Below are 11534 nucleotides of genomic sequence, written 5' to 3'. Positions count from 1 at the left end.
GGGCGAGTACGTTCCCGTTTCTGGAAGCTGGCCGCCCGGTATTGCTCGCCGTGCACCGGTTACGGGCGAGTACGTTCCCGTTTCTGGAAGCTGGCCGCCCGGTATTGCTCACCGTGCACCGGTTACGGGCGAGTACGTTCCGGATTCTGGAAGCTGGCCGCCCGGTATTGCTTGCCGAGCCGGAAGGGCGCCGGGATCAGCCCCCGACGACCGGCGCCGGGATCAGCCGCCGGCGACCGGCGCAGGGATCAGCCGCCGGCGACCGGCGCAGGGATCAGCCGCCGGCGAAGGGCGGCAGCACGTCGATGCGATCGCCGTCCTTGAGGGAACGGGAGTGATCGGTACAGGAAACGGCATTCACCAGCAGGCTGGAGCGCTCGATCGCGGTCGCGGCCTGCGGGGATGCTCCTGAGGTGAGGTCGGCGATGGCCTCGGCCACCGTGCTGCCGCGCACCAGGGCGGTGTCGGAGCCGTACTCGGCTGCCGCCCCGGCGAACAGGCGCACTGTGATGGTCGCGGTCCTGTCCTCGGCAGCGGATCCGCTGCCGGTCACAGAGGCTTCGGCGGGGGTCGTGGCTTGTGCGGCCTGGGTGTCCTGCGCTGCCTGGGTGTCCTGTGCTATCCGGGTGTCCTGCGCTGCGTGGGTGGCCTGCGAGGGGGTGGGGGGGGTGGTCACGGTCTCCTCCTGGTCGTCGCGGCGGGCTCAGCCGCCGATGGCGCTCATCGGGCGGTCGGGCTGTACGAAGTCTGTGGAGTTCATGCCGTGGCCGGCCTTCTTGCCCCACTGGGCGGCCCGCCAGATCCTGGCGATCTCCTCGTCGCTGCCTCCGCCGCGCAGGGCACCGCGCAGGTCGGTCTCCTCCCGGGAGAACAGGCAGGTGCGCACGCGGCCCTCGGCGGTGAGGCGGGTGCGGCGGCAGTCGGCGCAGAACGGACGGGTCACCGAGGCGATGATGCCCACCTGGCCCCGATGCGCGCCGCTGGAACGGTCGGTGACCTCGTACAGCTCGGCGGGGGCACCGTTGCGGGGCTCCTCGGCGGCGGTGAGCTCGAAGCGGTCGGCCAGGATGCCGTGCACGTCGGCCGCGGTGATCATGGAGGTGCGGTCCCAGATCCGGTCCGCATCCAGCGGCATCTGCTCGATCACCCGCAGCTGCAGGCCGCGGTCCAGGCACCAGTCCAGCAGGTCCGGCAGCTCATGGTCGTTCACCCCGGGCAGCAGCACGGCGTTGACCTTGATCGGGTCCAGGCCCGCTCGGCGCGCACCGTCGATGCCCTCCAGCACCCGGTGCAGCAGGGGGCGGCGGCTCATCCGCTCGAAGGTCTCGGAGACCACGGTGTCCAGGGACACGTTGATCCGGTCCAGACCCGCCGCCTTGAGCTTCGCGGCTCGCACGTCCAGGCCGATCGCATTGGTGGTCAGAGAGATGTTCGGGCGGGGGCGCAGGGCAGCCACCCCGGCGATGATCTCGTCGAGGTCCGGGCGGGTGAGGGGCTCGCCCCCGGTGAAGCGCACCTGGTCGATGCCCAGGTGCTCCACGCCGATGCGCACCAGGCGCACCACCTCATCGACCGAGAGCATCTGGTCCTTGGCCAGGAAGGTGAGCCCCGAGGCGGGCATGCAGTACGTGCAGCGCAGGTTGCAGAAGTCGGTGAGGGACAGGCGCAGGTCCGTGGCCTCGCGACCGAAGCGGTCCACCAGGGCATCGGTGGCCGGGCGGTCGGAGACATCCGGCAGCGACGGCGCGGTCGCGTCGGTGCTGCGCGGCTTGGGCATCCCCAGTCCCACTCGGCGAGGGCTCACGCTGCATCACTCCCATCGGCCCGGCGGGTGATGCCGGGCGTCCGACCAGCATAGGAGGTATCCGGCGCAGGCACACGGATCGGTGCCGTGTGCCATATCAAGCCTCCGCTCCCCGCGCCCGAGCCCCGCGCCGGAGGGCCACCGCGCCATACTGGACTGGAGACCCAGTCACACCGGAGAGGCGGCCATGTCAGCAGGCACACCAGGCTCCCCCGCGGGCACCGCGGGTCGGCAGCGCACCCCTCTGGCCGACCACGTGGCTGATGCCGTCGCCCTGCTGGCCGCCGTGCGCCGCACTGAGCGGATCGCCGTGGGGGCAGGAGCCGTCGGCAGGGTCGCCGCAGCGGACCGCCGGGCGGCGGTCGACGTGCCGGGCCACGACAACTCCCAGATGGACGGATACGCCGTGGCGCTCGCCGACCTGTATGGCCCGACAGGCACCCCCCGTGCGCCGGGGACTCCCGTCGCCCTGACTCTGGCGGCCACCATCGCTGCCGGCGATCCGCCTGTGGACCATCGGCCGGGCACGGCGGCCCCCATCATGACCGGCGCGCCCATCCCGCGCGGCGCCGACGCCGTGATCCCGGTGGAGGAGAGCGAGCGCGGCAGGTTCGACCCCGCCGGCGCCACCGGCACCCTCGGCACCCCCGACACTGCCACCGGCACCCCCGACACCGTCACCGGCGCCCCAGCCCGGAGCCCCGCTACCGTCACCCTGCGCCCCGCCGCAACCGAGGCGGGCCGCTACGTGCGTCGCCGCGGCTCGGACACCCACCACGGGGACGTGATCCTGCGCGAGGGGCAGGTGCTCACCCCGGCGCGCCTCGCCCACCTGTCCACCTGCGGCGTGGGCGAGGTGGAGGTGATCGCCCCGGTGCGCACGATCGTCCTGTCCACCGGCAGCGAGGTCGCCGCCCCGTCGGCCGGCGCCGTGCTCGCCGAGGGCGCTACCTTCGACGCCAACGGACCGGGACTGGCCGCCGCCCTCACCGCCGCCGGTGCCGACGTGGTGCATGTCGGCACCGTGCCCGACGACGCACAGGAGCTCCTGGAGGCACTGCGCCGGCTGGTCACCGAGAACGAGGCCGAGCTGATCGTCACCAGCGGCGGGGTGAGCATGGGGGCCTTCGAGGTGGTGCGCCACGCCGCCCAGCACGAGGGCGTCACGCTCACCTTCACCTCCGTGGCGATGCAGCCCGGCGGCCCCCAGGGGATCGGCACCCTGGACCGGGCAGGCTCCGACGGCCTGCCCGCCGCGCGCATCCCGTGGCTGGCCTTCCCCGGCAACCCTGTCTCCGCCCTGCTCAGCTGCGAGCTGATAGCGCGCCCCGCCCTGGGGGCGCCCGCCCGCACCACGCTGCGCCTGCCCGTGCAGCTCGAGAGCGAAGAGACGTCCCCCAAGGCGCTGGCACAGTACCGCCGCGCCCGGGTGATGCCCTCGGGCCACGTGCGACTGGTAGGGGGAGCCTCCTCCCACCTGATCGGAGGCTTCGCCCAGGCTGATGCCCTGGTGCTGGTGCCCGTGGGCACCGGCCATCTGCGCGACGGTGACGTGGTGGAGACCATCCTGCTTCCCGGAGGAGAACGATGACCCAGGATCCCGCGAGCCCGCCCCAGGACCTCTCGCACGTGCGAGCCGACGGCTCCGCCCACATGGTCGACGTGACCGAGAAGGCCACCACGTCCCGTCGGGCCACCGCCCGTGCGATCCTGCGCACCCGCCCCGACGTGGTGGCCCGCATCGCCGACGGCGACCTGCCCAAGGGTGAGGCCCTGCCGGTGGCCCGCATCGCCGGGATCATGGGCGCCAAGCGCACCAGCGACCTGATCCCGCTGTGCCATCCGCTGCCGCTGTCCGGCATCGAGATCGACCTGGAGCCGCGCGAGGACCGGGTGGAGATCACCGCCACCGTGCGTACCAAGGGCGTGACGGGCGTGGAAATGGAGGCCCTGACCGCGGCGTCGATCGCCGCACTGACCGTGTACGACATGATCAAGGCCGTGGACCACCTGGCCGTGATCGAGGAGGTCTTGGTGCTGGCCAAGTCCGGCGGAAAGAGCGGCGACTGGCGCCGGGAGGACCGGTCGGCCCAGCCCGCCGAGCCCCCGGAATCCGCCCAGTCCGCCGGGCTCCGGAATCCGCCCAGCCCGCCGAGCCCCGGAATCCGTCCAGTCCGCTGAGCACACCCGGCCCGTTGAGCCCGTGGTGCCCGCCGAACCCGCGGAGCCCGCGACCGACGAGGAGAAGACCCGATGAAGCAGATGCCCGCTCGGCGCACCGACGCCGACTGCACAGCCCGCGACGAGGATGCCCCCGCCCCCGCCCTCACCGGCACCGCCCGTGTGGTGATCGCCTCCACCCGAGCCTCCGACGGCACCTACGAGGACCGCACCGGCCCGCTGCTGGTGCAGTGGCTGCAGGGGCGCGGCCTGGACGAGGTCACCAAGGTGCTGGTACCGGATGGCCCCGAGGTGGGAGAAGCGCTCGCCGCAGCCGTCGCCGACGGCGTGGACGTGATCATCAGCTCCGGCGGCACCGGGATCAGCCCCACCGACGTCACCCCCGAGCAGACCGCCCCGCTGATCGAGAGGGAGATGCCCGGTGTGCTCGAGGCGGTGCGCCGCATCGGCTCGCAGAAGTCCCCGGCCGCCGTGCTCAGTCGAGGCCTGGCCGGCATGGCCGGCCGCAGCTTCGTGGTGAACCTGCCCGGCTCCCGTGGCGGGGTCAAGGACGGCATCGCCGTGCTGGACCCGATCCTCGACCACCTGCTGGAGCAGCGCGATGGCGGAGGCCACGAATGATGGCATCGGACCCGGCTGCACCGTCGGATCCGGACCCGGCTGCACCGTCGGATCCGGACCCGGCTGCACCGTCGGATCCGGACCCGGCCGCGCCGTCGGCAGCGGATCCCGGGCCTGGGCCCACGCCCTTCGGAGCCGACCCCGGTCAGCTGCGCGTGCCGGAGGACCCTCCCATGGGCCCCGCCCCTGATCGGGTGCGCCACGCACAGGTCACCGAGCAGCCCGTGTCCGTCACCGCGCTCGCCCGCGCGGTGGCCGATCCGCGCTGCGGCGCCGTGGTCACCTTCGACGGCGTGGTCCGCGACCACGACGGCGGCAAGGGCGTGGATCGCCTGGAGTACTCCGGGCACCCCGGCGCGGGCGAGGTGATCGTCGAGGTGGCACGTGAGATCGCCGAGCGCTACCCCGACACGGTGATCGCCCTCGCCCACCGCGTGGGGCCGCTCGCGATCGGTGAGACCGCACTGGGCTGCGCGGTCGCGGCCCCGCACCGCAAGCAGGCCTTCGCCGCCTGCGACGACCTGGTGGACACGGTCAAGCAGCGCTTGCCGATCTGGAAGCACCAGCACTTCGCTGACGGCACCGATGAATGGGTGGGCGCCCTGGGATGACGGGGGGATCAGAGATCAGGTCGACGCCACCGGGCTTCGCATGGACCCAGGACCACGACTACCTGTGGGGTCGCGGCCGGGCAGTTCCTGCTCGCCCTCGGCGTGCGGGAGGAGGCCGTCCGTCCCCCCGGTCGGCTGCGACCGATCTACGTGCGCTGGAAGGCGCTGGAGGAGGCGCTCCAGCGACTGGACCGTGAGGGCATTCCCACCGAGATCCTCGGCGCGAACAGGCACCGCGCACGACCCACCGACTGTGCCGATGTCACCTGCTGGCAACCTGCGGTCGCTACTCTCGACGCCATGCGCATCCTGCACCTGAGCGACACCCACCTGTACGGCGATCCCACCGCTCGTCACTACGGGCGGATCGACACCGCGGCCGCCCTGCGCGGCGTGCTGAACCGCCTGGCGGGCCTTGAGGGCGTGGACCTGGTGGTGCACAGCGGGGACGCCTCCGAGGATGGCACGGTGGAGAGCTACCGCAGGCTGCACGCCCTGCTGGACCCCTTCGCCGCAACTCTCGGTGCGCCCCTGGTGGTCGCGATGGGCAACCACGACGTTCCCGCCGCCTACGCCCAGGTGGCAGGCCCCGGGGACCACGACCCCCGCTACCAGGACCGCGTGATCACCACGGTCGGCGGAGCCCGGGCGGTGGTGCTGGACTCGAGTGTCCCCGGTGCCGGCTACGGCCACCTGGATCCAGCCCAGCTCGAGTGGCTGCGCAGCGTTCTGGCTGAGCCCTCCGTGGGTGGAACGGTGCTGGTGGTGCACCATCCCCCGCTGACGGCCGCCACCCGGATGCTGCGCGCCCTCGACCTCGACGGGGTGGACGAGCTGGCCGAGGTGCTCGTCGGCACCGATGTGCGGGCGATCCTCTCGGGGCATTACCACCACGAGATGACCGGGCAGCTCGCCGGGATCCCCGTGCACGTGACCCCGGGCATCACCAACGTGGTGGATCCGGTGGCGGCGGGGGATCACGAGAGGTCCCTGGCCCTGTCCGGTGCGAGCATCCTCCAGATCGACGCGAACGGGACGGCCCCGGGGATCATCACCTCCCTGTGGCCCAACGCCGGGGACACCGGAGGGGACACCGCCGGCGACGTGCGGGTGCCGGTCTATGACTTCGGACCCGAGAACGTGCAGGCGATCATCGACGCCGCCGGGCGCTGAGAGCCGTCGACCACGTCGCCGCCCGCAGCCGGAGCGGCGACCGCACTGCCGGCCACACGCCCGGCGCCGCCGAGCTCCATCACCCGGTGCATGCCCGCGCGGGTGAAGGGGAGGATCTCGGTTCGTTGTCGCTGCCTTCACAAAAAGGGGGTGACCTGGTGCGCAGGAGGGAGTCGGGGGAGTCGTTAGCACTCATCTTGCATGAGTGCCAGCGTAGTTCTAGAGTTGCCCTCGTTGGCAGTCGACGGCACAGAGTGCCAGAAGCTGCCAGAGGGATCCTTCCCGGTCGGCACCGCGACGACGATCAGGATCGGGATCCCGCACCCCGAACTCACAGAGTCATCTCTTCATGAAGGAGTGAGCCGCATGTCGGTCTCCATCAAGCCCCTCGAGGACCGTGTCGTCATCAAGCCGCTCGAGGCGGAGCAGACCACCGCTTCCGGCCTGGTCATCCCGGACACCGCGAAGGAGAAGCCCCAGGAGGGCGAGGTCGTCGCCGTCGGCGAGGGCCGCTTCGACGAGCAGGGCAAGCGCATCCCGGTCGACGTCAAGGTGGGCGACAAGGTCGTCTTCTCCAAGTACGGCGGCACCGAGCTGAAGTACGGCGACCAGGAGTACCTGGTGCTGGGCTCGCGCGACATCCTCGCGATCATCGAGAACTGAACGGACTGAGGTCTAGATCCACATGGCGAAAGAGATCATCTACGACGAGCAGGCTCGTCGCGCCCTGGAGCGCGGAGTCGACAAGCTCGCCAACACCGTCCGCGTGACGCTGGGGCCCAAGGGCCGCAACGTCGTGCTGGACAAGAAGTGGGGCGCCCCCACGATCACCAACGACGGCGTGACCATCGCCCGTGAGATCGAGCTCGAGGATCCCTACGAGAACCTCGGTGCCCAGCTCACCAAGGAGGTCGCCACCAAGACCAACGACGTGGCGGGCGACGGCACCACCACCGCCACCGTGCTGGCCCAGGCGCTGGTCCACGAGGGCCTGCGCAACGTGGCCTCGGGTGCGGCTCCGGCCTCGCTCAAGCGCGGCATGGAGAAGGCCGTGGAGGCCATCTCCTCCAAGCTCGGCGAGATCGCCATCGAGGTCGACGGCAAGGAGCAGATCGCGAACGTTGCGGCCGTCTCCAGCCAGGACCGCGAGATCGGTGAGCTGCTGGCCGAGGCCTTCGACAAGGTCGGCAAGGACGGCGTCATCACGGTGGAGGAGTCCTCCACCACCGCGATGGAGCTCGAGTTCACCGAGGGCATGCAGTTCGACAAGGGCTTCATCTCCCCGCACTTCGTCACCGACGCCGACCGTCAGGAGGTCGTGCTCGAGGACGCCCAGGTGCTGCTGCACCAGGGCAAGATCTCGGCCGTGGCCGACATCCTGCCGCTGCTGGAGAAGGTCGTCGAGGGCGGCAAGCCGCTGTTCGTGATCGCTGAGGACGTCGACGGCGAAGCCCTGTCCACGCTGGTCGTCAACAAGATCCGCGGCACCTTCAAGGGCGCCGCCGTGAAGGCCCCCGCCTTCGGCGACCGCCGCAAGGCGATGCTGCAGGACATCGCGGTGCTCACCGGTGCCCAGGTCGTCACCTCCGATCTGGGGCTGGACCTGAAGACCGTCGGCACCGAGGTGCTCGGCCACGCCGGCCGCGTGGTGGTCACCAAGGACACCACCACCATCGTGGGCGGTGCCGGTGACGAGCAGGCCGTGGCCGATCGCGTCGCGCAGATCCGCGCCGAGATCGCGAACACCGACTCCGACTGGGACCGCGAGAAGCTCCAGGAGCGCCTCGCCAAGCTCGCCGGCGGCGTGTCCGTCATCAAGGTGGGCGCCCACACCGAGGTCGAGCTCAAGGAGAAGAAGATGCGCATCGAGGACGCGGTCTCCGCGACTCGTGCGGCCATCGAGGAGGGCATCGTGGCCGGTGGCGGCAGCGCCATCGTCCAGGCGGCCTCCGCTCTCGAGGGCGACCTGGGGCTGTCGGACGATGAGGCCGTCGGCGTGCGTGCGGTGGCCAAGGCCGTCGCCGAGCCGCTGCGCTGGATCGCCGAGAACGCGGGCCACGAGGGCTACGTCGTGGTGGAGAAGGTCAAGGCCGAGAAGGTCGGCCACGGCCTGAACGCCGCCACCGGCGAGTACGTCGACCTGGCCGAGGCCGGCATCATCGACCCGGTCAAGGTCACCCGCTCGGCGCTGCGCAACGCGGCCTCGATCGCGGGCCTGGTCCTGACCACCGAGACCCTCGTGGTCGACAAGAAGGATGATGAGGACGAGTGATCGTCTGATCGTCCGGCCGGTCGGTCGACCGGCGGGTCCCCCCCGCTGTCGGCCCAGACCTGTGACAGGCAGCGGGCCGCACCGACCCCCGGTGCGGCCCGCTCCGTCATTCCCGCTGTGGAGGCGCCACGCCCCCTCCACGTGGTCGCGGCAGGGCACGAGCGCCGCGACAGCCTAGAATCAGGGTGCATCGACCCGCTGGCGGCTCGATGACGAGCTGGGACGGAACCGGTGCGACCCGCGTCGTGCCGCTGGACAGGAGGACCTGTGGTCGGAAGTCGCGAGGTGCAGCCACCGGCTGACGCGAACGCACCCACCCGGACCTTCAGCCCACCCGGCCGCGTCATCCTGGGCACCCTGCTGATCGCGCTGGTGTTCGTGGTGGTGCTTGAGTTCCTGGTGATCATCAGCTTCGTGGGGCAGAAGCTGTGGCGGGACCCCGAACTCGCCCGCGACCCGCTGTTCACCCTGCCCCTGCTGCTGTGGGTGGCCGTGGCCGTGATCGCCGCGGTGACCGTGCTGAGAGTGCTCACCGCCTGGTTGCAGGTCAACGAGAAGGGCTTCCGGCTGCAGGGGCTCTGCCGCACCACCATCGAGGCCCAGTGGAGGGACGTGGGGCGTGTGATCGCGGTACGGGACATCGACCGGGGAGCCACCCCGGCCGAGATGCTCGACACCGCGGATACCAGCTACGACGGTGTGTACCTGCTGGACAAGCGGGACCAGCGGATGCTGGCCGTCTCCAGCCGACTGTTCGGCCCGCGCGCCCAGGAGGCCGTGCTGCGCTGTGCCGGTAAGGCGGGAACCCCCGTGGACCACTACGACGCCCTCACGCCGCGGGAGCTGCGCGATCAGGTCCCGCAGGCCCTCACCTTCATCGATAGGCACCCGAACCTGCTGCTGCTGGGGCTGATCGCGTTCTACGTGTTCCACAACGTGTTCACCTTCGTCGTGTGGGGGCTGTGAGCCCGTCCCCCGAACCCGGCCGCGATCCCGGCCCCGAGCTCGGTCGGCCCGGCCGAGCCGCCCGGAGGCGCTCCCGTCGCATGCCGCCCCCGCTGCCGCAGCGAGAGGGACTGGACCCGGTCCGCTACCGGATCCCGAACCCCGCAGCGACCCCTCCCGGCCGGGGTGCGCACGGCCCCGAGCCCACCCCCGCTCCTCGGGGAAGCCACGTTCCGGGGACCACGGCCCTGGCCGGTCTGCGCCAGAGATACCCCGCCCTGGCCGATCCAGCCGCGACTCCGCTCGAGCAGCGCTTCGCCCGCGGTGACATCGTGCGTGCCGACGGCACCGCGTGGGCGGCCGAGGACGTCCTGCAGCCCGGGGACGAGCTGTGGTTCCACCGCGAACTCCGCCAGGAGCACGTCCCTGATGTCGACCTGGTGATCCTGCATCAGGACGAGCACCTGCTGGTGGCGGACAAGCCGCACGACATGGCCACCATGCCGCGCGGCTCCCACGTGCTCTCCAGCGCCCTGGTGCGGCTGCGCCGGAGCACCGGCATCACTACGCTCAGCCCCCTGCATCGCCTGGACCGTCGTACCGCCGGCGTGCTCGCCTTCGGCGTGGATCCTGCCGAGCGTAGTGCCTACCAGGAGCTGTTCGCCCGCCGGGAAGTGCGCAAGGAGTACCTGGCGTGGGTAGCGCCGTACCGGGAAGGTGCCGCCGTGCCGGCTGATCTGCCCACGATGGTCGGTGCGCGCACGGTGGTGCGCGATCGCCTGGTCAAGGAACACGGCGATCTGCTCGCCCGCATGGTGGCAGGGGAGCCCAACGCGATCACCGAGGTCGAGGTGGCCGCCGTCGAGCTGGACGGCACCCTCACCCTGCGGTTGCGCCCGCTCACCGGCCGCACCCACCAGCTGCGCGCCCAGCTCGCCTCCCGAGGCATGCCCATCGTGGGGGAGGACCTCTACCCCACGCCTCGCGATCCGGTCGGGCCGCTGCACCTGCTGGCCCGCTCCCTCGCCTTCACCGACCCCGTCACCGGGCAGGAGCGACGGTTCACCTCCGCACTCGACCTGCCGGGGCCCCCTCATGAACGGCGACATCGACGGTGAGAGCCCGCGGTCGGCCCCGTACCCTGGGAGGGTGACGACCGGTGAGACGCTCAGCGACGCCGCGACCGCGCCGGCCCCCCGCCGCACCCGGTCCGGCGCGGTGCTCGTCGGCCCCAGCATCAGGGCCCGCTACCTGCCCGGGGTTCTGATCGGGCTGCCCCTTATCTCCTTGCTGCTGTCTCCCTTCGCGGGGGCGGGCCTGCAGCAGTGGCGGCGAGCCCGCATCCTGGACGGGCACCGCGGACCGCTGGAGCAGATGCTCGAACCGGCGTGGGCGCAGCTGCTTGTCGGTGCGCTGCTGCTGTGGGGCCTGTTCGCACTGTGGGCATTCGTGCCGCTGGTGTTCACCCGCAGGGTCGCCCTGCTCGATGAGCAGCACGGTGCCCTGACCCTGCGCAAGGGTATGCGCACCACGGACCGAGCCCGCACGGACCAGGTGGTCTACGCCGTGGGCGAGGCCGAGCGCGGGTCCCTGGCGCTGATCGGGATCCGCGACGATGCGGCGCAGGAGCGCCAGTGGCTGATCCCGGAGATCGGCTGGGACCAGGCCTCCTTCGACGGTCTGCGCGTGCTGCAGACTGCCGCCGGTCTGCGAGCGGCGCCACCACGCCGCGTCCTGGTGGACGAGGCGCGCCGGGCCCGACGCGAGCAGAACAACCGGGAGCTCGCCGCGCGCCTGGGCATGGCCTGGCAGGACCACTATGCTCACGACGAGGACGCCTTCCAGGCCGAATTCGACCGCGTCCGACGGGTGGTGGGAGGCAAGGAGCCCCCGCGCGAGGGTGATCCGAGCGCACAGCCGTGAGCGT

Annotated in this window: 12 protein-coding genes; 10 read left to right on the top strand and 2 right to left on the bottom strand. The window is 71.6% G+C overall.

Annotated features, from left to right (window positions below; translation table 11 throughout):
- Window positions 1-274: 274 nt before the first annotated feature.
- Both IOE58_RS14775 and moaA read right to left on the bottom strand, forming a co-directional pair.
- On the bottom strand, window positions 275-676 hold the full coding sequence (locus tag IOE58_RS14775; protein WP_348981891.1) for a MoaD/ThiS family protein: 402 nt from the start codon (window positions 674-676) through the stop codon (window positions 275-277).
- A gap of 27 nt (window positions 677-703) precedes the next feature.
- A complete protein-coding gene (gene moaA, locus IOE58_RS06315) occupies window positions 704-1777 on the bottom strand; it encodes a GTP 3',8-cyclase MoaA (RefSeq protein WP_193865587.1) in 1074 nt (357 codons plus the stop codon).
- Between the two features lie 214 nt (window positions 1778-1991).
- Here moaA and IOE58_RS06310 point away from each other — a divergent pair, with 214 nt between their 5' ends.
- From IOE58_RS06310 to IOE58_RS06265, 10 genes are all read left to right on the top strand, one after another.
- A complete protein-coding gene (locus IOE58_RS06310; RefSeq protein ID WP_193865556.1) occupies window positions 1992-3395 on the top strand; it encodes a molybdopterin molybdotransferase MoeA in 1404 nt (467 codons plus the stop codon).
- Window positions 3392-3985, top strand: coding sequence for a cyclic pyranopterin monophosphate synthase MoaC (gene moaC / locus IOE58_RS06305; protein WP_228019069.1), 594 nt, complete (start codon window positions 3392-3394; stop codon window positions 3983-3985). Before IOE58_RS06310 ends, moaC begins: the two co-directional genes overlap by 4 nt.
- Before the next feature lie 72 nt (window positions 3986-4057).
- Window positions 4058-4606 carry a MogA/MoaB family molybdenum cofactor biosynthesis protein gene (locus tag IOE58_RS06300; protein WP_193865555.1) on the top strand — a complete coding sequence of 183 codons (549 nt, stop codon included), beginning with the start codon at window positions 4058-4060 and terminating at the stop codon, window positions 4604-4606.
- Between the two features lie 173 nt (window positions 4607-4779).
- Entirely contained in the window at window positions 4780-5217 is a 438-nt protein-coding gene (locus tag IOE58_RS06295) for a molybdenum cofactor biosynthesis protein MoaE (RefSeq protein ID WP_193865554.1), read from the top strand.
- A gap of 300 nt (window positions 5218-5517) precedes the next feature.
- Window positions 5518-6390, top strand: coding sequence for a metallophosphoesterase (locus IOE58_RS06290; RefSeq protein WP_193865553.1), 873 nt, complete (start codon window positions 5518-5520; stop codon window positions 6388-6390).
- A 366-nt stretch (window positions 6391-6756) separates the two neighbouring features.
- Window positions 6757-7053, top strand: a complete 297-nt coding sequence (gene groES, locus IOE58_RS06285) for a co-chaperone GroES (protein ID WP_193865552.1) — start codon at window positions 6757-6759, stop codon at window positions 7051-7053.
- A gap of 22 nt (window positions 7054-7075) precedes the next feature.
- On the top strand, window positions 7076-8662 hold the full coding sequence (groL, locus tag IOE58_RS06280) for a chaperonin GroEL (protein ID WP_193865551.1): 1587 nt from the start codon (window positions 7076-7078) through the stop codon (window positions 8660-8662).
- 267 nt (window positions 8663-8929) lie between these two features.
- A complete protein-coding gene (locus IOE58_RS06275; RefSeq protein ID WP_193865550.1) occupies window positions 8930-9628 on the top strand; it encodes a hypothetical protein in 699 nt (232 codons plus the stop codon).
- 80 nt (window positions 9629-9708) lie between these two features.
- The gene (locus IOE58_RS06270; RefSeq protein ID WP_193865549.1) at window positions 9709-10725 is read left to right on the top strand and encodes a pseudouridine synthase; all 1017 of its coding nucleotides are present in this window, start codon (window positions 9709-9711) and stop codon (window positions 10723-10725) included.
- Window positions 10726-10756: 31 nt separating this feature from the next.
- Entirely contained in the window at window positions 10757-11530 is a 774-nt protein-coding gene (locus IOE58_RS06265) for a hypothetical protein (protein ID WP_259889356.1), read from the top strand.
- Window positions 11531-11534: the final 4 nt, after the last annotated feature.

It is taken from the genome of Brachybacterium epidermidis (assembly GCF_015209585.1).
GTDB lineage: Bacteria > Actinomycetota > Actinomycetes > Actinomycetales > Dermabacteraceae > Brachybacterium > Brachybacterium epidermidis.
Note: the sequence above shows the minus strand (reverse complement) of the source record. Positions and strands in the feature narration are given on the sequence as shown.

What these genes read in the sequence shown, in the direction of transcription:
- moaA (WP_193865587.1), bottom strand. Translation starts at nt 1,777, where the DNA reads ATGCCCAAGCCGCGCAGCACCGACGCGACCGCGCCGTCGCTGCCGGAT.
- IOE58_RS06310 (WP_193865556.1), top strand. Translation starts at nt 1,992, where the DNA reads ATGTCAGCAGGCACACCAGGCTCCCCCGCGGGCACCGCGGGTCGGCAG.
- moaC (WP_228019069.1), top strand. Translation starts at nt 3,392, where the DNA reads ATGACCCAGGATCCCGCGAGCCCGCCCCAGGACCTCTCGCACGTGCGA.
- IOE58_RS06300 (WP_193865555.1), top strand. Translation starts at nt 4,058, where the DNA reads ATGAAGCAGATGCCCGCTCGGCGCACCGACGCCGACTGCACAGCCCGC.
- IOE58_RS06295 (WP_193865554.1), top strand. Translation starts at nt 4,780, where the DNA reads ATGGGCCCCGCCCCTGATCGGGTGCGCCACGCACAGGTCACCGAGCAG.
- IOE58_RS06290 (WP_193865553.1), top strand. Translation starts at nt 5,518, where the DNA reads ATGCGCATCCTGCACCTGAGCGACACCCACCTGTACGGCGATCCCACC.
- groES (WP_193865552.1), top strand. Translation starts at nt 6,757, where the DNA reads ATGTCGGTCTCCATCAAGCCCCTCGAGGACCGTGTCGTCATCAAGCCG.
- groL (WP_193865551.1), top strand. Translation starts at nt 7,076, where the DNA reads ATGGCGAAAGAGATCATCTACGACGAGCAGGCTCGTCGCGCCCTGGAG.
- IOE58_RS06270 (WP_193865549.1), top strand. Translation starts at nt 9,709, where the DNA reads ATGCCGCCCCCGCTGCCGCAGCGAGAGGGACTGGACCCGGTCCGCTAC.